This window comes from Streptomyces sp. NBC_00075 (assembly GCF_045041225.1).
GTDB lineage: Bacteria > Actinomycetota > Actinomycetes > Streptomycetales > Streptomycetaceae > Streptomyces > Streptomyces adonidis.
Genome location: NZ_CP108243.1, coordinates 2,304,760 through 2,330,397, shown reverse-complemented (window position 1 = coordinate 2,330,397; position 25,638 = coordinate 2,304,760). Strand labels below are relative to the sequence as shown.

The following is a 25,638-nucleotide window of genomic DNA, read 5'->3' as shown; positions in this document are numbered from 1 at the left end:
ACTGCGCGACAAGCCACGACGGGCTGGCACCCGCCGACGAACAGAACCCCTACGGCGCCTTGGCGGAAAGAGCCTCAACCAGAACAGGCGTCACCAACTCCACCTGCCAGGCCCGAGCCCCGTACCCCTCAAGAGCCCCCGCAACAGCCTCCGCGTCAACGACGACAGGCGGCTCCCAGCAAACCCTCCGCACCGTGTCCGGAGTGATCAGATTCTCCTGAGGCATGTTCAACCCCTCGGCCAGCGCCGAGACCCCGGCCCGTGCCGCGGACAACCGCGCCGCGGCCACCGGATCCTTGTCGGCCCAGGCCCGCGGCGGCGGAGGCCCGACCACAGGCTGCCCCGGCTGGGGCAACTGCGCGTCGGTGAGCGCCTTCGCCCGGTCCACCGCGGCCTGCCACTGCTCCAGCTGCCGCCGCCCCATCCGGTGTCCGAACCCGGTCAGCCCGGCCAGCGCGTGCACATTGGCGGGCACGGCGAGCGCGGCCTCGACGATCGCCGCGTCCGACAGCACCTTGCCCGGCGACACGTCCCGGCGCTGCGCGATCCGGTCCCGGGTCTCCCACAGCTCCCGTACGACGGCCAGCTGCCTGCGCCGACGCACCTTGTGCATACCGGACGTACGCCGCCAGGGGTCCTTGCGGGGCTCGGGCGGCGGCGCCGACGCGATCGCGTCGAACTCCTGCCGGGCCCACTCCAGCTTGCCCTGCCGGTCCAGCTCCTTCTCCAGCGCGTCCCGCAGGTCGACCAGGAGTTCGACATCGAGCGCCGCGTACCGCAGCCAGGGCTCGGGCAGCGGCCGGGTCGACCAGTCGACCGCGGAGTGGCCCTTCTCGAGTACGAAGCCCAGGACGCCCTCGACCATCGCGCCCAGGCCGACCCGGGGGAACCCGGCCAGCCGTCCGGCCAGCTCGGTGTCGAACAGCGTGGCGGGGATCATGCCTATCTCGCGGAGACAGGGCAGGTCCTGCGTGGCGGCGTGCAGGACCCATTCCACACCGTCGAGCGCCTCGCCGAGGCCGGACAGATCGGGGCAGGCGACCGGGTCGATGAGCGCGGTGCCGGCGCCCTCACGGCGCAGCTGCACCAGATAGGCGCGCTGTCCGTAGCGGTAACCGGACGCACGTTCGGCGTCGACGGCGACGGGACCGCTGCCCGCGGCGAACGTGGCGATCACCTCGGCGAGCGCGTTCTCGTCGGCGATGACTGGCGGAATACCGTCACGGGGTTCGAGGAGGGGGATCGGCGCCTGAGCCTCAGAAGATCCGTTGTCGTCCGGAGGAGCGCCTCCGGTGGTTCGCAGTGAGCTGTCTGCTGCGGTCTCTTGGGCTTCGGTCACCTGTCAAGGGTATCTGTGTATGGACGGCGCCCGCCGACGGAACGTTCCGTCGACGGGCGCCTTGGGGTCGTAAACCAGTCACGTGTCACACGTGTCAGTGAATTCGGTCGGTGATCAGTGGTCAGTGATGGTCGTTGATCATTGTTCAGCGGGGTTCAGTGGATGATCCCGGTTCGGAGGGCCACCGCCACCATCCCGGCGCGGTCGCCCGTGCCGAGCTTGCGGGCGATACGGGCGAGGTGGCTCTTGACGGTGAGCGCGGACAGGCCCATGGAGACGCCGATCGCCTTGTTGGACTGGCCCTCCGCGACCAGTCGAAGGACCTCGACCTCGCGGCCGGACAGCTCGCGGTAGCCGCCCGGGTGGCTCGGGGCACCCGGGGGGCGGCGGTGCATACGGGCGCCGGCGCCGATGGGGGCGGCGCCGGGTCGGCTGGGAAGCCCGACGTTGTTGCGGGTGCCGGTGACGACGTAACCCTTCACACCGCCCGCGAGGGCGTTGCGTACGGCTCCGATGTCGTCGGCGGCGGACAGGGCCAGGCCGTTGGGCCAGCCCGCGGCGCGGGTCTCGGACAGCAGGGTGAGCCCGCTGCCGTCGGGCAGGTGGACGTCAGCGACGCAGATGTCGCGGGGGTTGCCGATGCGGGGACGAGCCTCCGCGATGGACGAGGCCTCGATCACATCGCGTACACCGAGCGCCCACAGGTGGCGGGTGACGGTGGAGCGGACGCGGGGGTCGGCCACGACCACCATGGCGGTCGGCTTGTTCGGGCGGTAGGCGACCAGGCTTGCGGGCTGCTCAAGAAGAACGGACACCAGGCCTCCTGGAGTGCGGCGTGCTTTCAAGGTCACAGAGGTCTTCGGCATCAAACCTGTGCTCCTTTAGAGAAAGATCACGATCTGGTGAGTAACAATCCGTGCAATTCGGACACGCCTTCGATCATCCGAAGATCGAACGGTTTCGCTCTACGTCGATACGCGGCCGAAAGTGGCCGTATCGACAAAGAGCTACTAAAGACGGCGTGCCGATACGCGACAAAGGAGGGTGCTCGGGCGTGACAAAGGGGAACGGCCTTGCGGTCCCCGGGCGGGGACCGCAAGGCCGTTCAGCTGGATACGTGGTGTCTTCCCCGCGGGCCGGTGTGTGGGGGGGGTGCCTCTATGTCTTTCGTCAAGCGAGGCGTGGGGTTCTGGGTTCGTAGAAGGTGCCGTCGCGGAGCATGGCGAACAGCACGTTGATCCGCTGGCGGGCCAGGCGGAGAAGTGCCTGGGTGTGGGTCTTCCCGCGGGCCCGGCATTTGTCGTAGTAGGTGCGGGAGGCGGGATCGTGCAGGGCGGCGAACGCGGACAGGAACATCGCGCGTTTGAGCTGCCGGTTGCCGCCTCTGGGTGCGTGTTCGCCGTGGATCGAGGTCCCCGACGACTTGGTCGTGGGGGCGAGGCCGGCGTAGGAGGCCAGGTGGGCGGCGGAGGGGAAGCTGGTGCCGTCGCCGACGGTGACCAGCAAGGTGGCGGCGGTCCTGACCGCGACCCCCGGAATCGAGGTCAGGACCGCGGAAAGAGGGTGCGCCTCCAGCAGCTGTCCGATCTGTGCTTCCAGGGCTCGTCGTTGTTCGTGGACGGCCGCGAGCGAGCGGGCCAGCGAGGGGATCACGAGGTCGAGGGTGCCGGTGCCCGGGACCACGACGGTCTGCTCGTCGAGGGCGTCGAAGACCTCGTCGATCAGCCGGGCAGCCATGCGCGGGGCCTTGGGCCGGATCACCTCAACGAGCCTGCGGCGACCGGCCTTTCGCAAGCTGGCCGGGGATCCGTAGCGTTCCAGCAGCCAGGTCACGGCGGGGTGGTCCAGGCGCGGGCCGAGGACGCGTTCCAGGCTGGGGTGGAACTGGGTGAGCAGGCCGCGTATTCGGTTGCTGGTGCGGGTGGCCTCGGCCGCCAGGTCCTGGTCGAAGCCCACGAGAACGGTCAGTTCGGCGGTGATCTCGTCGGTCAGTGCCAGCGCGCGCAGGGTGTGCGGCATGGTCCGGGCGGCGTCCGCGATCACCGCGGCGTCCTTCGCGTCGGTCTTCGCCTCGCCCGGATACAGGTCGGCGATCCGCCGCATGGACAAGCCGGGCAGATAGGCGACCTTGCAGCCCGCGTCCCGGGCGACGGTCAGTGGCAGGGCGCCGATCGAGGCGGGCTGGTCCACGATCAGCAGGACGGTGCCGAACTTCGCGGCCAGCTTGTCGAAGACGGCCCGCAGTTTCGGTTCGCTGTTGGGCAGCGGTTTGTCGAAGACCTTCTTGCCGGCCGGGGTGAGCCCGTGCCCGTGATGGGTGCTCTTGCCGACGTCCAGGCCGAGGAAGACGCCCACGTCGTCGATGTCGTCCAACCCATCCTCCTGAACGGGGTTCGTGCGGTGCTGGCCAGGGCGTTGGCGTCGTATGCGCGCATCCACGTTATGCAGACCTGCCGCCCGCAAGCGGCCGGGCGTTGCACCAGGCCAGGCGGTAGTCGGACCTCTCATCAGCGTCTCCAACGGCGCCTCTCGGGCCCGGTGGCACCACCCCCCAGGTCATCGGTTCGACAGGGGGGAACAGCCATGCCGGGCCCGGAGGCCAGCGGTCCTCTTGCAGGACCGCGAAGAAGATAACGGGGGCTGGTCGCGCAGTTCCCCGCGCCCCTTAGGGGCGCTGCCGGAGCCGCTTGATCAGCGGGACTGAGGGCCCCGTCGCTGTGGCAGCGTCACCACCGACGCGTCGCCGGGGGCGGCCGGTGGGAGGCCCGCGATCTGGGCGAGGAGGTCGCACCAGGAGGCCAGGTGGGAGGCGGTGTCCGGGACGCCGCCGAGGCCCTCGCGGGGTGTCCAGGAGGCGCGGATCTCGATCTGGGAGGCGGCAGGGCGCTCCGACATCCCGCCGAAGTAGTGCGAACTCGCGCGCGTGACGGTGCCGCTGGCCTCGCCGTACGACAGCCCGCGCGCCTGGAGCGCACCCGTCAGCCACGACCAGCACACGTCGGGCAGCAGCGGGTCCGCGGCCATCTCCGGCTCCAGCTCGGCGCGCACCAGCGTCACCAGCCGGAAGGACCCCTGCCAGGCGTCGTGCCCGGCCGGGTCGTGCAGCAGGACGAGCCGGCCGTCGGCCAGATCCTCCTCACCGTCGACGACCGCCGCCTCCAGGGCGTACGCGTACGGCGCCAGGCGCTGGGGCGCCCGCGTCGGCTCGATCTCGATCTGCGGCCTCAGCCGCGCGGACCGCAACGCGTCGACGGCAGCCCGGAAGGGCAACGGAGCCGTGTCCGCATCCCGGTCCCCCTCCTTCGCGTCGTCCATTCCGCCAGCGCCGTCCGACAGTCGTCCCTGAGCCGCAGCCATGCGGGGAAGATTAAAGGGAACCGGGCCTCCGCGCGGGGAGGGACACCCGTGGGACGGGCCACAGTACGGTCGGAGCCGCCGACGGGGCAGTTCTCGGGACCGTCGCCGGGGCTGTCGGTGGGGCGTGCGAGACTTTGGGTCGTGAGCGCGAACCAGAGCCCCGCGGGCCAGCAGCCGACAGCGACGTCCGCCGCCGTCAAGAACGACGCCGTGCAGGATTCCGCCTTCCTCAAGGCATGCAGACGCGAGCCGGTGCCGCACACACCCGTGTGGTTCATGCGCCAGGCCGGGCGCTCCCTCCCCGAGTACCGCAAAGTCCGCGAGGGCATCCCCATGCTGGAGTCCTGCACCCGGCCCGAGCTGGTCACCGAGATCACCCTCCAGCCGGTGCGCCGGCACAACGTGGACGCGGCGATCTACTTCAGCGACATCGTCGTCCCGCTCAAGGCCATCGGTGTCGACCTCGACATCAAGCCCGGCGTCGGCCCGGTCGTCGAGAAGCCGATCCGCACCCGCGCGGACCTCGCCCAGCTCCGCGACCTCACCCCCGAGGACGTCTCGTACGTCACCGAGGCCATCGGCCTGCTCACCCGCGAACTCGGCGCCACCCCGCTGATCGGCTTCGCCGGCGCGCCCTTCACCCTCGCGAGCTACCTCGTCGAGGGCGGCCCGTCCCGGACGTACGAGAACGCCAAGGCGATCATGTACGGCGACCCGCAGCTCTGGGCCGACCTCCTCGACCGCCTCGCCGACATCACGGCCGCCTTCCTCAAGGTCCAGATCGAGGCGGGCGCCAGCGCCGTCCAGCTGTTCGACTCCTGGGCCGGGGCCCTCGCCCCGGCCGACTACCGCCGCTCGGTGCTCCCCGCCTCCCAGAAGGTCTTCAAGGCCGTCGAGGGGTACGGCGTGCCGCGCATCCACTTCGGTGTCGGCACCGGCGAGCTGCTCACCCCCATGAGCGAGGCCGGCGTGGACGTCATGGGCGTCGACTGGCGCGTCCCGCTCGACGAGGCCGCCCGCCGCGTCGGCCCCGGCAAGGCGCTCCAGGGCAACCTCGACCCGACGGTCCTGTTCGCCTCCACCGAGGCCGTCGAGGCCAAGACACGCGAGGTCCTCGACTCCGCGAAGGGCCTGGAGGGCCACGTCTTCAACCTCGGCCACGGCGTCATGCCGAACACGCCCCCGGACGCCCTGACCCGCCTCGTGGAGTACGTCCACACCAGCACCGCCCGCTGAGCCCTGTGCCGGCGCCCGTCACCACGTATGCCGTGCCTGCCTGCCCCACAGCAGGCGGCCCGGCTCGGGCGGCGCCGGGGTGCCGGCCCTGAGCGGCCAGGCGAGCAGCATGCCCGCGAGGAAGCCGACGATGTGGGCGGCGTACGCCACGGTGCCGACCTCGGAGACGCCCTCGCCGGACGAGTACACCGCCTGGAGCACGAACCAGAAGCCCAGCACCAGCCAGGCCGGCAGCCGCAGCGGCAGGAAGATCAGGAAGGGCACCAGGACCCAGACCCTGGCCTTCGGGAACAGCACCAGATAGGCGCCCAGGACACCGGCGATCGCCCCCGAGGCGCCGATCAGGGGGTCGCCCGAGTCGGCGTTGAGCAGCGCGAAGCCGTACGACGCCGCGTAGCCGCAGACGACGTAGAAGAGCAGATACCGCACATGTCCCAGGCGGTCCTCGATGTTGTTGCCGAAGATCAGCAGGAACAGCATGTTGCCCAGCAGGTGCAGCCAGCCGCCGTGCAGGAACATCGCCGTGAAGACGGACAGCACGGGTGACTTGTCGTAGGTGGGCGCGCCGATCACACAGCCCGGCCCTCCCGTGCCGATCCCGACGTCGCCCGTCGGGACCACGCGCGGCAACTGGCCGTGGATCAGTTCCCGGGGCACGGCGGCGTAGTGGTCCAGGAAGGCCTGGAGGTGGCACAGCTGTGCCAGGCCGCTCTCGCCCGTCACCGAGCCCGCGATGCCGGGCATGGAGAGGAACACGAGGACGTTCGCGGCGATCAGGGCGTACGTGACCCAAGGGGTGCGGCTTGCGGGGTTCACGTCATGGACGGGGATGACCACAAGGAAGTAGTGCCCGCGATGCGTCCCGTGAATCGGTGAACGCGACTGTCCGTGTGTCCGTATCTGTCCTCAACGTCCGCGGCACGACGAAGGCGCGTCGCGGGGACGACGTGAGGAACAGGCGATGAACGACCGAGTTACTCCTCCGATGGTGGCTCTGCCCAACGGAGAGGCCGAACTGGCCCTGGTGGTCCACCTGCCCTGGGAGGACGTGGCGCGGCTCGGCCAGGAGGCGGGGCGGTTGGCTACGCAGATGCAGCGGCCTGTGTCGCTGGACGAGGCTGTCAGCCATCGGCTGAGGTCCAGCGGGCTGGGCGCCCACGCCAGGCCCGCGGGGGCGCAGCCGGGGCAGGCGCCGGCGGTTTCGGCCCCGGCGGTTTCGGCGTCGGCTTCTGTGTCCTCGTTGCCGTCTCGGCCGCCGGCTGAGCAGGCTCGGCAGGCTATTGATCGGATCAACGGAACGGCCTAGCGACAGGAGGTTCGGTTCGTTGCCGGGTGCGGGCTGTGTGTGGCTGGTCGCGCAGTTCCCCGCGCCCCTAGGCAAGCTGCCCCTAGCGCGTATTGACCCGTACCGCTGCTGATGCCTTCCTTGCCGCTACCAGTACGGGGTCCCAGACCGGGGAGAACGGGGGCGCGTAGCCCAGGTCCAGGGCTGTCATCTGTTCGACTGTCATGCGGGCCGTCAGGGCCACCGCTGCGATGTCGACGCGTTTTGCCGCGCCCTCGCGGCCGACGATCTGGACGCCAAGGAGGCGGCCTGTGCGGTGTTCGGCGAGCATTTTCACGGTCATCAGGGCCGCGCCGGGGTAGTAGCCCGCGCGGCTCGTCGACTCGATGGTGACCGTTTCGAAGCGGAGGCCCGCCCGGAGTGCGTCCTTCTCGCGGAGGCCGGTGCGGGCGATCTCCAGGTCGCAGACCTTGCTCACGGCCGTGCCGACGACCCCGGGGAAGGTGGCGTAGCCGCCGCCGGCGTTCGCGCCGATGACCTGGCCGTGCTTGTTGGCGTGCGTGCCGAGGGCGATGTGCCGTTCGCGGCCGGAGACGAGGTCCAGGACCTCCACACAGTCGCCGCCCGCCCAGATGTTCTCGTGCCCGCGCACCCGCATCGCGAGGTCGGTGAGGAGGCCGCCGTGGTCGCCCAGGGGGAGGCCTGCCGCGAGGGCGAGGCTCGTCTCGGGGCGGACTCCGATGCCGAGCACGACCACGTCCGCCGGGTATTCGGCGTCGTCGGTCACCACCGCGCGTACTCTGCCGTCCTCGCCCGTGAGCAGCTTGGTGACCTCGGCGTCGTTCACCATGGTGATGCCCAGGCCCTCCATCGCCTCGTGCACCAGGCGGCCCATGTCGGGGTCGAGCGTGGACATCGGTTCCTTGCCGCGGTTGACGACCGTCACCTCGTAGCCTCGATTGATGAGCGCCTCGGCCATCTCCACGCCGATGTAGCCCGCGCCGACCACGACCGCGCGTCGGCCCTCGGTGGTGGCCAGGGTGTCCAGGAGCGCCTGGCCGTCGTCCAGGGTCTGCACGCCGTGCACCCCGGGGGCTTCGATGCCCGGCAGCTCCGGGCGGATCGGGCGGGCGCCCGTGGCGATCACCAGTTTGTCGTACGACGTCCATGACTCGGCGCCCGTGTCCAGGGCACGCGCGCGTACCCGGCCGCCGGGGACGTCGATCTCCATGACCTCCGTCCGCATGCGCAGGTCGATGTCGCGGGCCAGGTGCTCCTCGGGCGTACGGGCGATCAGTTGGTCCCGGTCCGGGACGTCGCCGCTCACCCAGTAGGGGATGCCGCACGCCGAGTAGGAGGTGAAGTTGCCGCGTTCGAACGCGACGATCTCCAGCTCGTCGGGGCCCTTGAGCCGTCGTGCCTGCGACGCGGCGGACATGCCCGCCGCGTCGCCGCCGATCACGACCAGCCGCTCGGTCCCACGCTTCGTGTCCCTCGTACGGTCATCGCTCGCGCTCATGCTCATACGAACACGCTACGGGGACCTGGCATTTCAGTCCCGGTCGGTTCTGATCAGTTCTGGTCAGTCCTCGTCCGGGCCGGTCGGCTGTGCCGCCGGGCTCGTGGTCGTCGCCGGGGCGGAGCCCTGCCGACGGGTGCGGGTCAGGCGCAGCCAGACGAACAGCAGCAGGGCCGCCACCGCCGCGAACGGCAGTACGGCGGCGATGGCCACCACGATCCAGCGCAGCATCGTCACGAACGCGTCCCAGCCGCCCGAGAGGGCGTCCAGGAAGCCGGGGTCCTCGTCCTCGTCGGACTCCTTGGCCGGGGTCTCGGACAGGGAGAGGTTGATCGTGGCCAGGGTCGTACGGTCCTTCAGGGAGGTCTGGCGGGCGAGCAGCGACTCCAGGTCGGCCTGGCGGCGGCTCAACTCGCTCTCCAGGGTGACCACATCGGCGAGCTTGGTGGCCTGGTCCATCAGCTCGCGGATGCGGTTCACGCTGGCGCGCTGCGTGGTGATCCGGCTCTCCACGTCGACGACCTGCTCGGTGACGTCCCTCGCCTCCGCCTCCCGGTGCAGCAGCTTGCCGGTGCCCTCCAGATCGGCGAGGACCTCCTCGTACTCGCCGACGGGCACCCGCAGCACGATCTCGGTGCTCTCGCTGCCCTCCTCGCCCTCCTCCTCGTTCAGGGTCGTCGTCTCGCTTCCGACATAGCCGCCCGCGTTCTGCGCGGTGGTGCGGACCTTGGCCAGGGCCTTGGGTACGTTCTTGACCTGCACGGAGACGGACACGGTACGGATGATGTGCGCGCCGGCGGCGGGCTGGGGTGCCGTGCTGGCCTGGGCGGCGCCGTCCTTGGCGCTGCCCGGCTTGCTGTCGGCCTCGGCCTGGTCCTCCAGGGCGCCCGAGGCGGGCTGTGCCGCCTCGCCACCCGCGTCGCTGCTCGAGCTGTCGCCGTCGCCGAGGCCGCCGCTGCAGCCGGTGAGGGTCAGGCCGGCGGCGAGAAGGATTCCCGCCAGGGCCTGAACGGGTCGTACGGAGCGTCGTGTACGGCTTGTGCGCAGTCTGTTCATCTTGCGGATCCCCCCGAGGGCTGTCGTCGGACCGTCTTGGACCGCCGTGGTGCACGGCTGACGTTCCTTCGACGCCCGAAGGGTTCGAGACGTTGGCCGGTTGTGGTCCCGATGCGGTCACGGTCGGGACTCGTGTCGGACACCGCGGAGCGGTGTGCGCCGACGGGAGTGTCAGCGGGGTCTGAGAGGGTGGTGGCATGAGCGCAGTGGAGGCCCGTGCGGGTGCCGGGCATGTCGTCGTCATCGGGGGCGGGATCGCGGGTCTGGCCGCCGCCCACCGGCTCCTGGACCGGGGTGTTCGGGTCACGGTCCTGGAGGCGTCCGAGCGCGTCGGCGGCAAGCTGCTGCCCGGCGAGATCGCGGGCGCGCGGGTCGATCTCGGCGCCGAGTCGATGCTCGCGCGCAGACCCGAAGCCGTCGCGCTCGCCCGCGAGGTCGGCCTCGACGACCGCCTCCAGCCGCCCGCCACCTCTACGGCCTCGATCTGGACCCGGGGCGCCCTGCGGCCCTTTCCCAAGGGGCACGTCATGGGCGTACCCGGCAACGCCTCGGCCCTGTCCGGCGTCCTCTCGGAGGAGGGGCTGGCCCGGATCGAGCGCGACGCCGACCTGCCGCGCACGGAGGTCGGGGACGACGTGGCGGTGGGGGAGTTCGTCGCCGCGCGCCTCGGCCGCGAGGTCGTCGACCGGCTGGTCGAGCCGCTACTCGGCGGGGTGTACGCGGGGGACGCGTACCGCATCTCGATGCGCTCGGCCGTGCCCCAGCTCTTCGAGGTGGCGAAGAAGCAGGCGTCCCTCACGGAGGGCGTGCGCGGCATCCAGGCCCGGATGGCCGCCGCCCCCCAGCAGTCCGGCCCGGTCTTCATGGGCATCCAGGGGGGTGTGGGCCAACTGCCGCTCGCCGTCGCGGAGTCGGTCCGCGCGCGGGGCGGCGAGATCGTCACCGGGGCGCCGGTGAGCGAGCTGCGCCGGGTGGCCGGGACGTCGGCGGCGTGGCGGGTCGTGGCCGGGGAGCGAGTGTTCGACGCGGACGGGGTGGTCGTCGCCGTACCGACCCCGGTGGCCGCAGACCTGCTCCGCGCCGAGGCACCGGCCGCCGCGGCCGAGCTCGCGGGCGTGGAGTACGCCTCGATGGCCCTGATCACCCTGGCCTACCGCCGCGCGGACGTCAGCCTCCCCGAGGGCAGCGGCTTCCTGGTGCCGCCCGTCGACGGACGCACGATCAAGGCGTCGACGTTCGCCTCCCAGAAGTGGGGCTGGATCGCGGAGGAGAACCCGGACCTGCTCGTCCTGCGGACCTCCGTCGGGCGGTACGCCGAGACGGAGATCCTCCAGCGCCCCGACACCGACCTGGTGGACGTCTCGCGCCACGACCTCGAGGAGGCCACCGGACTGACGGCGGCCCCCGTCGAGAGCCGCGTCACCCGCTGGGACGACGGCCTGCCCCAGTACCCCGTCGGCCACCACGCCCGCGTGGACCGCATCCGCGAACACATCGCCAAGCTCCCGGGCCTCGCGGTGTGCGGTGCGGCGTATGACGGTGTCGGCATCCCGGCGTGTATTGCGAGCGCGTACACGGCAGTCGACGCGCTGTCTGTTCCGCGGGAAGGGTGGTTGTGAGGCTGCGGGCTCGTCGTGGCTGGTCGCGCAGTTCCCCGCGCCCCTTGGGCGCGGGGTGGACCGCGCGGAGTTCGGCAGAGCCGCTTGGAGCGGTTTGAGGCCACCCGGTGCTCAGCGGGTCCCGGCGGAGCGGGAGAATAGGCGCATGAGTGACGACGCCCCCACCACCGAGTCCGGCCGGATCCCGAACAAGGGCAAGCTGGCCAAGGACCTCAACGAGGTCATCCGCTACACCCTGTGGTCCGTCTTCAAGCTGAAGGACGTCCTGCCCGTGGACCGCGCGGGCTACGCCGACGAGGTCCAGGAGCTGTTCGACCAGCTCGCCGCGAAGGACGTGACCGTGCGCGGCACGTACGACGTGTCGGGGCTGCGCGCCGACGCCGACCTGATGATCTGGTGGCACGCCGAGACCGCCGACCAGCTCCAGGAGGCGTACAACCTCTTCCGCCGCACCAAGCTGGGCCGCGCCCTGGAGCCGGTCTGGTCGAACATGGCGCTGCACCGCCCCGCCGAGTTCAACCGCTCGCACATCCCGGCGTTCCTGGCCGACGAGACGCCCCGGAACTACATCAGCGTCTACCCGTTCGTGCGCTCGTACGACTGGTACCTGCTGCCCGACGAGGACCGTCGCCGGATGCTCGCCGACCACGGCAAGATGGCCCGTGGCTTCCCGGACGTGCGGGCCAACACGGTCGCCTCGTTCTCCCTCGGCGACTACGAGTGGCTGCTGGCCTTCGAGGCCGACGAGCTGTACCGCATCGTCGACCTCATGCGCCACCTGCGCGCCTCCGAGGCCCGCATGCACGTCCGCGAAGAGGTCCCGTTCTACACCGGCCGCCGCAAGTCGGTGGCTGAGCTGGTCGAGGGTCTCGCCTGACCGGAGGCGGTGCACTGCGGGCGGCCGGAGGGCCGCCGGACCCGCCGCGAGGCGGCGGCAGCGCCGGATGCCGCGTCCCCGGGGGCGCCGCAGCCCCGGGTGCCGCGTCTCCCGGGGGAAGCGGCACCGCGCGCCGCGAGGTGCGCGGACCGTTGCGGCAGACGGGGGTCGGACCGGCCGGTCCGGTCGTGAGGGTGGGCGGACGGTCGCGGGTTTCGCCCGTCGGCGCCCGCTTCACGCCCCCTGAGCGGCCTTCCCGCTGAGTGTCTTCTGGGAGCGGGCGACCGGGGCCGCCGGGCGCGGCTCCGGATGTGAGGCGCAGTCAGCGCTGCGCCCCGGCAGGCGGCCTGCCAGCAGATACGCGTCCAGGTGGGCGTTGACGCACTGGTTCGGGCCGCCCGCGATGCCGTGCGTGCCCGCGCCCCGCTCGGTCACCAGGGACGAGCCGGACAGGCGGCGGCGCAGTTCGAGGGCGCCCGCGTACGGTGTCGCGCCGTCCCGTTCGGCCGCCAGGATCAGCACCGGCGGCAGTTCACCCGGGCCGGTGCGGACGTCGAGGGGGGTCTGCCGGGGCGCCTGCCAGTAGGCGCAGGGCAGGTTCATCCACGCGTTGTCCCAGGTCTCGAAGGGCGCCGTGCGCGCGAGCCGGGTGTTGTCCCGGTCCCAGACCTGCCAGCTCGTCGGCCAGGGCGCGTCGTTGCACTCGACGGCCGTGTAGACCGCGTTGCCGTTCTCCGCCTCGGCGGCCGCCTCCGTCACCGGTGCCGCCTGGTCGATCAGTGGCTGCGGATCGCCCTTGAGGTAGGCGGACAGGGCGTGGGCGCGGTGCGGCCAGTAGTCGTCGTAGTACCCGGCCTGTAGGAACGCGCCCTGCAACTGGCCGGGCCCCACCTTCCCGCCGGCCGGCTCGGCGGCGAGCTGGGCCGCCGCCTTCTCGTAGCTCCGCAGTACCGCATCGGGCGTGGCACCCAGGCCGTACACGTCGTCGTGCTTGGCCACCCAGGCCCGGAAGTCGGCCCAGCGGGCCTCGAACGCGGCCGACTGGTCGAGGTTGTTGCGGTACCAGACGCCGCCCGGGGCCGGGTTCACCACCGAGTCGAACACCATCCGCCGTACGTGCGAGGGGAACAGCGTCGCGTACAGCGCGCCGAAGTAAGTGCCGTACGAGGCGCCCATGAAGGTCAGCCGGTCCTCGCCGAGTGCGGCGCGCAGGACGTCCAGGTCACGGGCGTTGTTGAGGGAGTGGTAGTGGCGCAGCGCGTCGCCCGAGCGCTCGGCGCACCCGCGCGCGTACGCCTTCGCCTCGGCGATGCGTTCCTGCTTGTACGACTCCGAGGGGTGCACCGGTGCCTGCGTGGGTCCCTTGAAGAAGTGCTTCGGGTCCTTGCAGGACAGGGGCGCCGACCGGGCCACCCCGCGCGGGGCGTACCCGACCAGGTCGTACGCCCCCGCGATGCGCTTCCACTCCGGGATCACGCCGATCAGCGGGAAGAACATGCCGGAGGCGCCGGGGCCGCCCGGGTTGTAGACAAGGGCGCCCTGGCGCTCCACCTTGTGCTCGGGGTTGCGCGGGTCCCTGCCGGTCGCCTCGGCCCGGCTGACGGTGAGCTTGATCTGCTTGCCGTCGGGGCGCGCGTAGTCGAGCGGCACGGTGACCGTGCCGCAGCGCAGACTGTCCGGCAGCTCCTCCTCCGCCGGGCACTTCCCGAAGCGGATCCCGGCCGCCCCGGCGCGTGCGGCGGCCAGCACGGAGCCCCGGAACTCGGCCGAGCCGGGACCGCCCGGGCGGTCGGGCAGGCCCGGGGCGCTGTCCGCCGGGGCGGCGGCCAGGGTGGTCAGCAGCAAGGACCCGGCAGCCGTGTAGAGGGCGGCAGCTCGCATTCGCGTATCCCTTCGGTGGCAACAGAAGGGATGTTTCGGGCGGGGGTGGGCGAAGGCAAGCACCGCCCGCCCGGTGTCGCCGCGAGCACTCCTATGCGCCCCCGAACACTCCCGGGGCGCCGGGGCCAGCGGGGAAGCCGGTCAGCGCAGGCGTTCGCGCAGGGTGGTGTCCTGCGGTTCCCGGTGCGCGAAGGCCGCGCGCAGATCGGGCTCGCCGACCGCGCGGACCCCGAGTACGGCGACGGAGGTGAGGTACGTCCGGTCGTCGCCCGCGCCGCGGTGGCCGGCGGTCCTGGTGCGCCGGGACAGGCCGGTGAGCAGGCGCTGTCCGGCCGGTGACGCCCAGCGCGAGTACGGGTGGACCTCGATCCGGGCGATCGCGAGGCAGCTCAGGGTGAGGACGAGGGGCAGCGCGAACCAGAGGGCGACCAGGTCGCGCGGCACGGTGTCCCGCCCCGGCAGCAGCAGCGCCACCGTGCCCAGCGCGACGACGGCCAGCGCGGCGGCCTGCACCTGGCGGACCGCGAACGCGATCCCGCGCCTGGCCCCGTCGGGCACGGCAAGGCCCGCCGCGACGAGCCGGTCCGCGAGCCCCCGTACGGCCTCGGTGGCGGCGGCGGCCGTGCGCACCGGAGCGATACGGGACTGGCCCTCCGGTCCGATGGCGCCTATCACCGACCGTTCCATCTCGTCGCGTCCGCTCGGGTCCACGACGGTCGCCCAGCCGGTGTGGGCGAGCAGCAGCCGTCTCTGACGGGCCATCGACACCAGCGTGAGATCGGCGACCCGGGCCGGTCCGCCGGACAGGAACGCGGCCTCGTACAGCGTCAGGTCACGCCCGCGTCCGCCGGGGCCCGCGTCCGGATCGACGGCGGCCGCGTGCACGGCGGCCAGACAGAGCCGGGTGCACGCCGTACCGGCGGCGATCCAGGCCAGCAGCAGGAGGAAGGACCAGAACATGCCGTTGTTCTATGCGAAGGGGTCCCGGAACGCCATGGGCTTTCAGGATATGGACGAGGTATGGCCGGTACGTGACGTATGGGCGGTGGCCGGATCAGGGTTCCTCGGAAGGTTCCGAGGGCTCAACAGCCTCTGCGGGCTCTGTGGGCTCGGTGAACTCCACGACCTCGCCGACTTCCGGCGGCGGGCTGGTCGCGGGCGGCGGCAGCGGGTAGGTCGAGGCCGGCGAGGGTGTCACCGGGACGGCCGACGCGGGATCGGCCGTCGGGCCGGGCGGGGCCGGGGAGTTGGTGAGCGGCGGGGTGCTCGCGGCGGCCATGTCGGTGGCCAGGGCGTCGAAGTCGACGTACCCCGTGGCCTCCAGGACCTTGATGTGGTCCAGCACGGTCGTGTTCGCGTCGTCGGCGAGGGCGCGGACCAGGGAGTTGCGGGTGCTCGCGCGGACCTGCGCGACGACGGAGAACACCTTGCCGTGCGCCATCCGCAGCAGGTTGGCGAACTCACGGTCGAAGTCCTCGCCGTGGGACGCGTTCATGATGCCGAGCCAGCCGCGCTGCTGCTCGCTGGGCTGGTTGGGCAGTTCGAGCCCGAGCCGCGACGCCACGTCCCGGACCCGGGCGTCGAGGAACGTGTGCCCCTCGATCAGATGCAGGCCCGCGGTCCGTACGGCCTCGGTCGTGCCGCGTTCCTGGGCCTGCTGACCGGCGGGCAGTTCCCACAGCCCGGCCAGCCGGACCTTGGTGAGGAACTCGCGGTCGAGCGCCGACAGCGGACCGAACCGCGTCGACACGCTCTGCGCGTTGAGCACGGCCGCGCCGGTCCCGGAGCGGTCCGTGTACGACCAGACCGGGAAGATCAGTGCGACGAGGGTCGCCGCCAGTCCCGCGATGATGAGCCCGGTGCCGCCCAGCCCGGAACGTTGGATGGATCGCATGGTGCCTTCTGCCTCCTGTTGCGGCACCGCACGCTAATGCGCTTCGGACACGAAGTTCGCATCTTACTGCGGGGCGCTACGCCAACTGCCGTACGAGGAGGGACGGCTGAGGGGAGGGGGCGGACGACGGATGGGGGAGCGTACGCCTCGCGCATACCGCCCGAAACGCCAACAAGTCTGCCTCGTGGGCGAGATGTGTGTACCGCGCTGTTAACCCCCGCACAGTTCGCGGCGATCGGAGCCGGGGTGGCTCAGCGGCGCAGCAGGACCCGGCGGGTGGCGCGGGCCAGCCGGGCGGTCGGCCGCTGGGAGCGTGGGGCCGGGCCCGAGCGGTCCAGCCACCACTCGCGCAGTCGCCGCCGGGCTTCCGCGTCCTCGGGCTGTCCGCCGAGCAGCAGATGCGCGGCGAAGTCCAGCGCGTCGTGCCGGTAGCCGTCGGCCATGGGGTGCCCGTGCGCGTACGCGAGGAAGGCCGGCCGGTATCCGGCCCCAAGGATCTCGGGCAACTCCGGCGCGACCTTCGCCACGACATCGGCCCGCTTCGCCCCGAGCGCTCGCGACTGCACCCCGAGCCGCACCCGATCGAACCCCTCCGGCACGGGAGTCCCCGCGACAAGCGCGGAAAGCAACGCGGCCTGCGCGAGGGCAAGCCGCTGCCGAGCGCCTTCGGGAGCGGAGGCGAAGCTGTCGCCGGGGCCGAAGTCGTGGCTGTCGGTCACCTCACCGACCGACGCCCGTGACGCGAGCGGCGCCTTCGAGGCGGCCGAGGCTTCCGGCGGGACTGGCACTGAAGCCTGCGCCTCGCGAGCTGGGGCCTGCGCTGCGGCCGGCGCCTTCGACGCGGCGGTCTTCGGCGCGGTCGGGGCTTCCGGCTGGGCTGCCGCTGAAGCCCGCGCCTGGCTGGTCGGTGCCTGCGATGCGGCCGCCGTCTGCGATGCGGCCGGGGCCTTCGTCGTGGCCGTCGCCCTACCCCGCGCCCCGCCGGCGGATGCTTCCGGTTCGGCCGTCTCCGATGCCCGTGCCTGCGTGGACGTGGCCCGTGCCAGGGCTCCCCGGATTGCCCCCAGCTCGCGCTCCAGCTCCTCCGCCTCGGGGAAGTTGTCGTCCCGTTCCAGGAGGACGCCGGGTGGGGTTACGCGGGAGGCGAGGTTCGTGAGGATGTCTAGGACTGTGTCCGGGATCGGGTGGGCGTGGCTGTCGTGCCAGACGCCGTCCCGTTCGAAGCCGCCCGCTACATGGACGTACGCGATGGCCTCCACCGGAAGCTCGGCCAGGGCCTTCGTCGGGTCCTCGCCCCGGTTGACGTGGTTCGTGTGCAGGTTGGCGACGTCGATGAGGAGGCTTACGCCTGTTCGGTCGGCCAGTTCGTACAGGAACTGGCCCTCGGTCAGTTCCTCACCCGGCCAGGCGATCAGCGCGGCGATGTTCTCGACCGCCAGGGGTACCGGTAGCGCCGACTGGGCGATACGGACGTTCTCGCACAGCACGTCGAGCGCGTCCCGGGTGCGGGGGACGGGCAGCAGGTGGCCGGCCTCCAGGAGGGGGGAGGCGGTCAGCGCGCCGCCCGCGCGGACGAACGCGATGTGCTCGGTGACGAGGGGGGAGTGCAGTGCCTCGGCGCGTTCGGCGAGCGCGGTGAGCCGGTCCTCGGCGGGGCGGTCCGCGCCGCCCAGGCCCAGGGAGACACCGTGCGGGACGACCGTCACGCCGCGCTCGCGCAGCCGCAGCAGCGACTCGGGGAGATGCCCGGGGCAGAGGTTCTCGGCCACGGCCTCGACCCAGTCGATGCCCGCCATGGCCTCCACGGCGTCCGCGATCTCCGGCCGCCAGCCGATGCCCGTACCCAGGTGCCCCAGTTGCTCCAGTCGCTTCATCGTCCGTCCCTTTCTACGACCTTCTCGGTCCACGGAGTGATGGCCCCGGCCCCCGGGATCGAACCCCTCCCGGGGGACCTTCAGAGCAACATTTGAGCTTCCGTCCGCTTACGGGGTCTGGGTGGCGACCGCGTTGGGATCCGGTGCCTCCGGCCGGTTGGTGTTGATCGTGCCGGGTGTCGTCGGCGACGGCTTCGAGGACACCACGGGGTCGCCGGTCGGCTCCACCGCGGGTGCCACGGGCGGCACCACTCCGGGGGACGGCGGCGGCGGACCGGTCGGGCTGGCGCTGGGCCCGGCGGCCTTCTCGGCGATCTTCTGGAAGTCGATCTGGCCGGTCTTCTCCAGGATCGTGATGTGGTCGAGCACCGTCTGGTTGGTGTCCGAGGCCAGTTGACGCACGAGAGTGTTGCGGGTCTGGTTCCGCACCGTCGCGACGACCGGGAGGATGTTGCCGTGTGCCTGCCGCAGGAGGTTCGCCCAGACCTTGTCGTAGTCCGCGGCCGAGGCCGCCGTCATCTGGTCCAGGAAGCCCTGCTGCTGTTCGTTCGGCTGGTTGGGGATCGGGACACCGAGCTGCTGGGAAGCGCTCCGCGCCCGCTTGTCGAGGTCGTTGTGGCCCGTGATCAGGTGCTGGGCCGCCTCCCTGACGGCGGGATTGCTGGACTTCTGCATCGCCTGCTGTCCCGCAGGCAGTTCCCACAGCCCGGCCAGCCGGACGCGCACGATGAGCTCGCGGTCCAAGGGGGTCAGCGGCCCCCACTGGGTGTTCACCGTGTCTCCGGTTCCGGTGACCGCGGCGGCCGTCGTGGCGTCGTTGCGGTGCGGGTACGAGTAGAACACGGGGTACGCGAGCGCGCCGACGGTGCCTGCGATGGCGAGGCCGACGAGGAACGTGCCGTTCAAGCGGGGCAAAGGAGCCTCCCGGGGGAAACCCAACTGGTCGTTGGGGACTGATACGTGGCTGGTGGGGGACGTACGTGAGAAGCGGTCAGGACATCGAGCGGGCCTGGGCCGCCGTCACGTGTACACGAGTCAGATCGTGCCGTTGGCGATGGCGTCGAAGTCGACCACGCCGGTCTTCTCCAGCATCGTGATGTGGTCGAGCACGGTCTGGTTGGTGTCCGTTGCCAGCTGACGCACCAGCGAGTTCTGGGTCTGGTTCCGGATCGTCGCGACGTCCGGGAAGATCGTGCCGTGTGCCTTCCGCAGGATGCTCGCCCAGACCCGGTCGAACTCCTTGCCCTGGGCGGCGTCCATCTGGGCCAGGAAGCCCTGCTGCGCCTCGTTCGGCTGGTTGGGCAGCTCGACATTGAGCTGGGCGGCGACCTTCCGCACCCGCTCGTCCAGGTCGCCGTGGCCCACCAGCAGGTGGTCGGCCGCCTCCTTGACGGTGGCGCTGCTGGACTTGGCCATCGCCTTCTCCCCGGCGGGCGCTTCCCACAGCCCGGCCAGCCGGACGCGCACGATCAGGCTGCGGTCCGAGGCGGTCAGCGGCCCCCACTGGGTGTTCACCGTGCCGGCGGCCGTGTTGGACACTCCGGTGCCGGACCGGTCGGTGTAGGACCACACAGGGAACGCGAGCGCGGCGATGGTGGTCGTCAGGGCCGCGATGACGAGGGCCGATTGGTTGAAGCGCGGCAAAGGAGCCTCCCGGGGAAACCAACTGGTCGTTGGGCAGATGTTGCTTGGCCAGCGACAGAAGGTACGGCCGGGGACCCGGTGATGTTCAACGAAGATGTTTGAACCCTGTGCGTCCCAGGGGACGGTGGTCCGCGACAACCGTCGCCGAACCGGGCGCGATCTCCGTGAAACCGGCGTCACGGACCAACGGCAGTCCACCGGAAGTGAGTTCACGCCAACGGTCCGGCTCCGCAGTGCGCACGGCGAGCGGATAACCCGCGTCGCGCCAGACCACCCGGGCCTCGTCCGACAGCTCCCACCACGCCAGTTGAGCCCCGTGCCCTGTCTGGGCCATCGCCTTGCCCGCCGACATGTCCAACTCGGGGTTCAGCCAGAGAACGGGCACCGCAGGGTCCGGATCCAATGGCGGCTCCGGGTCCTCCAGTTCGGTACCGGAGACCTGAAGTCGGGCCAGATCCTTGGGCCACCCGTCCAAGGGCACAGGCGGAAAGACCCGCACCTCGGCCGACTTCCCACTGACCGTGATCCCGGCCAACGCCTCGGCCCGCCGCCACTCGGCCCCCCGCGCCCGCCGCACGACCTTACGAATCCGAGCGTCCTGCCAGTCCCGCATGACCTGAGCCCACTCACCGTCCCCGACGGACCGCTCATCCCCGAGAATCACGAGAACGGCCCGAGCGGCAGTCTCCAACGCATCGGTACGACCAGGCGGCGATGCCTTCTCGATCCGCGCGACGAGAGGCAGGACGAACTGCGGCGCCTCGTCCCGCGGGGACCGCTCCGACCGAAAGGGACTGTCGCCGGGCGCATTCTGATCATGGCTCACGACATCCACCCTAGAGGCGCGGGCCTGTGTTCGATATGCGGCTCCGCCGCGTGGGCGCGACCAGCCACGAACTGCCCGCGGCCGCCCCACGACACAAGGCCCCCCACTCATCGCGCCCCAATGAGCTCCGACACCTTCACGAACCGAAACCCCCGCTCACGCAACACAGCCACGATCACGCGCAACGCCCGCTCGGTCACCGGCGCCGCACTGCGCGTGCAGTGCATGACGACGACCGACCCCGCCCTCACCCCGTCCAGCACCTGCCGGGCCACGGCATCGGCGTCCGTGGCGAACGCATCCCCACTGACCACGTCCCACTGCACCGCCGTGACCCCGGCCCCACTCAGCGCCCGCAGCGCACGCCGGTCATAACACCCGCCCGGGAAGCGGAAGTAGGGCATGACCCCGCGCACCCCGACGTCCCGGAACGAGGCGAAGGCCCGCTCGACGTCGCCCCGCATCCGTGCCTCCGAGCCGGCGACGGTCGGCAGCCCGTAGCAGTCCTCGGTGAAGGCGTAGTGGCTGTACGAGTGGTTGGCGACCTCGAACAAGGGGTCCCGCCCGATGGAACGGGCCTGGACCGCGTACTCCTCGGCCCACCGTCCCGTCATGAACACGGTCGCCGGCACCTTCAGCGCCCGCAGCGTGGCGATCAGCCGGGGATTGTCGAAGCGCTCGCCCCGCGCCGCCCGGTCGCCCTGCCCGGCGGTCATGTCGGCGTCGAAGGTGAGGGCGACGGTCTTCTCCGGGCCGCGCGGACCGTTCCGGAAGACGGGGGTCAGACCGCCGGGTCCGGGGGCGAGGGTGGGCGGGCGTGAGGGGACGGGGGAGGGGGACACCGGAGGCCGCTGCGGGACGGGGGCCGTGCCACAGGCGGCCAGGGCGGCGAGCGCGGCGCCCAGGACACAGCCGGTGGCGACTCTTCGTACGAGAGTGATCATCGTACGAAGGTAGAAATATCGGGGTTGTCCGGCAGCCCGCCGCGAGGGCAAGGCCCGCGGATGTCACCCGCCCGGCCGGTGAACCCGTACCCCCGCCGCCCCGCAGCCCACAGCCCCCTACGTGGCGAGCAGCCGCGCCCTGGCCTCCGCCACGTCGAAGTCCGCCTTCGGGTACTGCGGGTCCAGCGCCTCCAGGTGCTCAAGGAGCAGCCGGCTGATCGCCCAGTTGCGGTACCACTTGCGGTCCGCCGGGATCAGGTACCAGGGCGCGCCGGTCGAGCACCGCTCCAGGGCGATCTCGTACGCCTCCTGGTACGCGGGCCACAGTGCGCGCTCCTCGATGTCGCCGACGTTGAACTTCCAGTGCCTGTCGGGGTTGTCGAGGCGTTCGAGGAGACGGCGGCGCTGTTCGTCGTACGAGATGTGCAGGAGGCACTTCACGACGGTCACGCCATCCTCGGCGAGGGACTTCTCGAAGCCGTTGATCTGGCTGTAGCGGGCGGTGAGCTGGGCCCGGGAGACGAGTTCGCGGACGCGGGCGATCAGGACGTCCTCGTAGTGCGAGCGGTCGAAGATGCCGATCTCACCGGGCTGGGGGAGGGCCCGTTTGATGCGCCAGAGGAAGGAGTGGCCCAGTTCCTCGTGGGTGGGTGCCTTGAACGCACTGATCCGGCAGCCCGACGGGTTGAACAGGCCGATGACGTGCTTGACCGTGCCGCCCTTGCCGCTGGTGTCCATGCCCTGGAGGACGAGCAGCAGCCGCCGCCGGTCCCCGGTCGAGCCCGCCGCCCACAGCCGCTCCTGGAGGACCGCGAGCCGCTCGCCCAGCAGGGCGGTGGCGGCGAGGCCCGCCACCTTGTCGGCGGGGCCGCCCGGGGTGGCCCTGGCGTCGTACGCGCCGAGGTCCACGGGTTCTCCGCCGGGGACGCGCAGCAGCTCACCCAGTGTGCCCTCGGCATTCTCGGCACGCCTCCCGGAGTCCTGTTTCGAGCCCTTCTCGGCCATGGGGCACCTCTTCCGGTCCGGTCCTTCGATCCTCCGGCACGGGAGCGGGGTGCGCCAGCCGCCGGACAGGCCCTAGCGACGTGTACAGCGCCCGCTGGGGCTCGTGGCCGGTGGGCGGCACTGGAGGGCGAAGTCGGCGGCACTGGTGCTCAGGTAGCGGCCCAGACAGGTGTTCGGGGTCGTGCGGCCGCGTTCCGCGCAGAAGGCCAGCGCGGCACGGCCGTCGGCGAACGGGCCCGGCGCGTAGATCACCCAGTAGCCCGGGCGCAGGGACGCGTAGTCGTCGCTGCGCAGGAACACCGCCTCCGGCACGGACTCCCTGACCGTGGCGAGCAGGGCTTCCCGGGCGGCGGTCCCGGAGCCGACCGGCTCGGAGTGGAGCTGGGCGATCCAGCGCGCGCCCACGGCGGACGGGGTGGTCGAGGGGCTGGGGGTCGTCGCCGACGGGGTGGGTGAGGTACTCGTACCGGCTGTCGGGCCCGGGGCCCCGTCCGTCCCGTTCCCGTCGAGGACGCGCAGGGTGAGGAACACCGCGGAGGCGGCGGCGAGGAGCGCGAGTGCGGTGGACATGACCCGCTTGCGGCGGTACGGCGATGACGTGGGCCGGGGGCGAGAGCGCGTCCCCCGCTGTTCCGCGACGGTCGCCGGGTGTGCGGAGTGGGGCGGTGTCGCGCCGAACTCCGGGACGTGGCCCACGGGTTGGGGCGCCGTCACCGTCCGCTGCGCCGACCTGCCGGCCGTCACGTCCCGCAGCATCGCCGCCAGTCGGCCCGCGTCCGGCCGGCCCGCCGGATCCCGTACCAGCAGCGCTTCGATCACGGGCGTCAGCGCCCCGGAGCGGGACGGCGGCGGTACCTCGGACTCCAGGACCGCGGCCAGTGTCGCGAGCGTGGTCTCGCGGCGCAGCGGGCTCACGCCCTCCACGCACACGTACAGCACGACCCCCAGGGACCACAGGTCGGCGGCCGGGTCGTCGGAGGGACCGCGGATGCGTTCCGGGGCGATGTACTCGGGGGAGCCGACGAGTTCGCCGGTCATCGTCAGGGCCGTCGCGCCCTGGAGTGCGGCGATCCCGAAGTCGGTGAGGACCGCGCTGCCGTCGGGCCGCAGGAGGATGTTCGCCGGCTTCACGTCCCGGTGCTGCACGCCCGCCGCGTGTGCCGCGCGCAGCGCGTCCAGTACCTGGCCGCCGATCCGCGCCGCCTCCACGGGCGTCAACGGGCCCGATTCCAGGCGCTTGTCGAGCGAGACGCCGGGCACCAGCTCCATGACGATCCAGGGATGCGGGCCGTCGTCGATGATCTGATGGACCGTCACCACGTTGGGGTGGCTGAGCCGGGCCAGCGCCCGCGCCTCACGCAGTACCCGCTCCCGTACGGCGTCGGTCGCCGCCGCGTCGGGCCGTACCGCCTTCAGCGCGACCTCGCGGTGCAGTACGGCGTCCCGGGCCCGCCACACCGTGCCCATCCCACCGCTCCCGAGCCGCTCCAGCAGCTCGAACCGGCCGTCGACCACGTCCCCCGATGCGCTCATGGCGGACAGGCTAGGGCCTGCCCGGTGGATCACGCTGGAGACGCGGGGCTTGGCACGCCCCCCAGCGCGGGGACCCCCGCGCGTCGACGCCCTCCTCCGCCGGTGCGGCTGCACGCATCAAGCCCCGCTCACGTGGGCTGATGCGGCGCCGTCGCCTTCCTCCGGACCCGATCCGGCGGGCAGGCCCGGGGCCTGCCCGCCTTGTCCGCTCAGAGGGCGCCCGTCATCGCTTCCACGGGCCCGTCACCGCGAACGTCGTGCCGGGCGTGTAGCAGTTGACGTACATCGTCCGGCCGTCGGGAGAGAAGGTGACGCCCGCGAACTCGCCCCACTCGGGGGCGCTTTCGGTGCCGCCCGCCGCGGTAGCGGCTGATGTGATCGCCTGGGCGTTGCGGGCCATCGCGTACACCTCGCCCCTGCGCGTCACGCCGTACACGTGCTGTGCGCCCTCCCCGTCCTCGCACACCATCAGGCCGCCGCTCGGGGCGAGACAGATGTTGTCCGGTGATTCGCCCGGGAGTTGGACGTCCGTGTCCGGGCCGAAGAGGATGACGAGGGTGAGGCGGCGCGCGGCGGGGTCGTAGCGCCAGACCTGGCCGAAGTGGGTGGCCGCCGAGCCCTCGCTCGCGTGGGCGAACGACGACACGAAGTAGACGCACCGCCCGCCCCAGTAGCAGCCCTCCAGCTTCTGCGCGTGCGTGATGCCCTTCGTCCCGAAGTCCTGGAGGCGGATGGGGGTCTGGGCGGCCAGCGGGTCCGGTACGTCCACCCACTCGACGCCGTCGAAGGAGGCGCCCGGCTCCTGGATCGAGGAGAGGTCGGGTACGCCCGGTACCCGCATCGCCTGGAGCCGGCCGCCCGCGCGCAGCGAACCCACCCCGCCCAGCGGCCTCTTGGGCAGGAAGCGGTAGAAGAGGCCGAAGGGGCGCAGGAAGGCGTCCTCCGTCTCGTAGACGATGCCGTTCCTCGGGTCGACGGCGATCGCCTCGTGCTGGAAGCGGCCCATCGCGGTGAGCGGGACGGCGCCCGTGCGGTGCGGGTCGGCCCCGTCGACCTCGAAGATGAAGCCGTGGTCCTTCGTGTAGCCGTTGGTGCCGGCCTTGTCCTCGGTCTCCTCGCAGGTCAGCCAGGTGCCCCAAGGAGTGGGCCCGCCCGCGCAGTTGACGGCCGTACCGGCGATGGCGACCCGCTCCGAGAGCACGTCCCCGTCCCGGTCGAGGGTGAGGGACGTACAGCCGCCCTTGCCCATCGGGTCGTAGGTGAGGCCCTTGACGGTCGGGACCGGGATTCTGCCGGTGACGCGGTTCTCGTGGTTGCGGACGAGGTGGACGCGGCCGTGGCGGCCCGCGAAGGCTGCCATGCCGTCGTGGTTGGAGGGCACCGGGCCCTCGCCGGAGCGCAGGGGGTCGCCCTCCCGGGACAGAACCCGATGGCGGAAACCTTTCGGCAGGTCGAGCAGGCCCTTCGGGTCGGGGACCAGGGGGCCGTAGCCGGAGTGGCCGACGCCCTGCGCGGCGGCCGTGCCGGCGAAGAGTTCGGAGAGGGCTCCGGTGAAGGCGATGCCGACACCCAGGGCGCCGGTGCGGGCGAGGACCTGGCGTCGGGAGGCGGGGGAGGCGACAGCCGGGGGGCCGTCAACTGCCTTGGTGCCGACGACTGTTGAGGTGTCGTCGAGTTCGGGCGTGCCGAATGCGGACATGCGGGCAACCTTCCTGCTGGCGGACAGGACTGTGACCTTGCTGTGTGTAT

At 71.8% G+C, this 25,638-nt stretch carries 22 protein-coding genes; 4 read left to right on the top strand and 18 right to left on the bottom strand.

What is annotated here, in order from left to right; translation table 11 throughout:
• Positions 1-49: 49 nt before the first annotated feature.
• The 4 genes from OG787_RS09955 to OG787_RS09940 all read right to left on the bottom strand — a co-directional run bounded on the left by OG787_RS09955 (position 50) and on the right by OG787_RS09940 (position 4,696).
• Positions 50-1,339, bottom strand: a complete 1,290-nt coding sequence (locus OG787_RS09955; protein WP_369029511.1) for an HRDC domain-containing protein — start codon at positions 1,337-1,339, stop codon at positions 50-52.
• 155 nt (positions 1,340-1,494) lie between these two features.
• Positions 1,495-2,154, bottom strand: coding sequence for a response regulator transcription factor (locus OG787_RS09950; RefSeq protein ID WP_235474254.1), 660 nt, complete (start codon positions 2,152-2,154; stop codon positions 1,495-1,497).
• A 355-nt stretch (positions 2,155-2,509) separates the two neighbouring features.
• Positions 2,510-3,712: an IS110 family transposase gene (locus OG787_RS09945; protein ID WP_405534951.1), complete on the bottom strand. Its 1,203-nt coding sequence runs from the start codon at positions 3,710-3,712 to the stop codon at positions 2,510-2,512.
• Positions 3,713-4,030: 318 nt separating this feature from the next.
• Positions 4,031-4,696 (bottom strand): DUF3000 domain-containing protein, encoded by a 666-nt coding sequence (locus OG787_RS09940; protein ID WP_369029513.1) that lies wholly within the window; start codon positions 4,694-4,696, stop codon positions 4,031-4,033.
• A 141-nt stretch (positions 4,697-4,837) separates the two neighbouring features.
• Here OG787_RS09940 and hemE point away from each other — a divergent pair, with 141 nt between their 5' ends.
• Positions 4,838-5,932 (top strand): uroporphyrinogen decarboxylase, encoded by a 1,095-nt coding sequence (gene hemE, locus OG787_RS09935; protein WP_405534950.1) that lies wholly within the window; start codon positions 4,838-4,840, stop codon positions 5,930-5,932.
• Positions 5,933-5,950: 18 nt separating this feature from the next.
• Here hemE and OG787_RS09930 read toward each other — a convergent pair whose 3' ends face one another.
• On the bottom strand, positions 5,951-6,769 hold the full coding sequence (locus tag OG787_RS09930) for a rhomboid family intramembrane serine protease (protein ID WP_405534949.1): 819 nt from the start codon (positions 6,767-6,769) through the stop codon (positions 5,951-5,953).
• 124 nt (positions 6,770-6,893) lie between these two features.
• Between OG787_RS09930 and OG787_RS09925 the strand changes: the two genes are divergently transcribed.
• A complete protein-coding gene (locus OG787_RS09925) occupies positions 6,894-7,238 on the top strand; it encodes a hypothetical protein (protein WP_369029517.1) in 345 nt (114 codons plus the stop codon).
• An 82-nt stretch (positions 7,239-7,320) separates the two neighbouring features.
• Here the strand turns inward: OG787_RS09925 and OG787_RS09920 are convergent, their stop codons facing one another.
• Together OG787_RS09920 and OG787_RS09915 are read right to left on the bottom strand one after the other, a co-directional pair.
• Positions 7,321-8,742, bottom strand: coding sequence for an FAD-dependent oxidoreductase (locus OG787_RS09920; RefSeq protein ID WP_405534948.1), 1,422 nt, complete (start codon positions 8,740-8,742; stop codon positions 7,321-7,323).
• Positions 8,743-8,799: 57 nt separating this feature from the next.
• The gene (locus tag OG787_RS09915) at positions 8,800-9,792 is read right to left on the bottom strand and encodes a DUF4349 domain-containing protein (protein ID WP_369029519.1); all 993 of its coding nucleotides are present in this window, start codon (positions 9,790-9,792) and stop codon (positions 8,800-8,802) included.
• A 197-nt stretch (positions 9,793-9,989) separates the two neighbouring features.
• Here OG787_RS09915 and hemG point away from each other — a divergent pair, with 197 nt between their 5' ends.
• Together hemG and hemQ are read left to right on the top strand one after the other, a co-directional pair.
• Positions 9,990-11,411 carry a protoporphyrinogen oxidase gene (gene hemG / locus OG787_RS09910; protein ID WP_369029520.1) on the top strand — a complete coding sequence of 474 codons (1,422 nt, stop codon included), beginning with the start codon at positions 9,990-9,992 and terminating at the stop codon, positions 11,409-11,411.
• A gap of 145 nt (positions 11,412-11,556) precedes the next feature.
• Positions 11,557-12,288, top strand: coding sequence for a hydrogen peroxide-dependent heme synthase (gene hemQ, locus OG787_RS09905; protein ID WP_369029521.1), 732 nt, complete (start codon positions 11,557-11,559; stop codon positions 12,286-12,288).
• 234 nt (positions 12,289-12,522) lie between these two features.
• Here the strand turns inward: hemQ and OG787_RS09900 are convergent, their stop codons facing one another.
• The 11 genes from OG787_RS09900 to OG787_RS09850 form a co-directional block, all read right to left on the bottom strand.
• On the bottom strand, positions 12,523-14,169 hold the full coding sequence (locus OG787_RS09900; RefSeq protein ID WP_369029522.1) for an alpha/beta hydrolase: 1,647 nt from the start codon (positions 14,167-14,169) through the stop codon (positions 12,523-12,525).
• Positions 14,170-14,310: 141 nt separating this feature from the next.
• A complete protein-coding gene (locus OG787_RS09895) occupies positions 14,311-15,129 on the bottom strand; it encodes a TIGR04222 domain-containing membrane protein (RefSeq protein WP_369029523.1) in 819 nt (272 codons plus the stop codon).
• Between the two features lie 94 nt (positions 15,130-15,223).
• On the bottom strand, positions 15,224-16,063 hold the full coding sequence (locus OG787_RS09890) for a DUF4142 domain-containing protein (RefSeq protein WP_405534947.1): 840 nt from the start codon (positions 16,061-16,063) through the stop codon (positions 15,224-15,226).
• Between the two features lie 251 nt (positions 16,064-16,314).
• The gene (locus OG787_RS09885) at positions 16,315-17,937 is read right to left on the bottom strand and encodes a DUF692 domain-containing protein (RefSeq protein ID WP_405534946.1); all 1,623 of its coding nucleotides are present in this window, start codon (positions 17,935-17,937) and stop codon (positions 16,315-16,317) included.
• A gap of 108 nt (positions 17,938-18,045) precedes the next feature.
• Positions 18,046-18,852 carry a DUF4142 domain-containing protein gene (locus tag OG787_RS09880; RefSeq protein WP_369029526.1) on the bottom strand — a complete coding sequence of 269 codons (807 nt, stop codon included), beginning with the start codon at positions 18,850-18,852 and terminating at the stop codon, positions 18,046-18,048.
• 120 nt (positions 18,853-18,972) lie between these two features.
• Positions 18,973-19,581 (bottom strand): DUF4142 domain-containing protein, encoded by a 609-nt coding sequence (locus tag OG787_RS09875; protein WP_369029527.1) that lies wholly within the window; start codon positions 19,579-19,581, stop codon positions 18,973-18,975.
• A gap of 85 nt (positions 19,582-19,666) precedes the next feature.
• Entirely contained in the window at positions 19,667-20,407 is a 741-nt protein-coding gene (locus tag OG787_RS09870; RefSeq protein WP_369029528.1) for a peptidyl-tRNA hydrolase, read from the bottom strand.
• A 107-nt stretch (positions 20,408-20,514) separates the two neighbouring features.
• On the bottom strand, positions 20,515-21,351 hold the full coding sequence (locus tag OG787_RS09865) for a polysaccharide deacetylase family protein (RefSeq protein ID WP_369029529.1): 837 nt from the start codon (positions 21,349-21,351) through the stop codon (positions 20,515-20,517).
• A 117-nt stretch (positions 21,352-21,468) separates the two neighbouring features.
• Positions 21,469-22,356, bottom strand: a complete 888-nt coding sequence (locus tag OG787_RS09860) for a PPK2 family polyphosphate kinase (protein ID WP_369029530.1) — start codon at positions 22,354-22,356, stop codon at positions 21,469-21,471.
• Between the two features lie 72 nt (positions 22,357-22,428).
• Positions 22,429-23,889 carry a serine/threonine-protein kinase gene (locus OG787_RS09855; RefSeq protein WP_405534945.1) on the bottom strand — a complete coding sequence of 487 codons (1,461 nt, stop codon included), beginning with the start codon at positions 23,887-23,889 and terminating at the stop codon, positions 22,429-22,431.
• A gap of 223 nt (positions 23,890-24,112) precedes the next feature.
• The gene (locus OG787_RS09850) at positions 24,113-25,588 is read right to left on the bottom strand and encodes an alkaline phosphatase PhoX (RefSeq protein ID WP_405534944.1); all 1,476 of its coding nucleotides are present in this window, start codon (positions 25,586-25,588) and stop codon (positions 24,113-24,115) included.
• Positions 25,589-25,638: the final 50 nt, after the last annotated feature.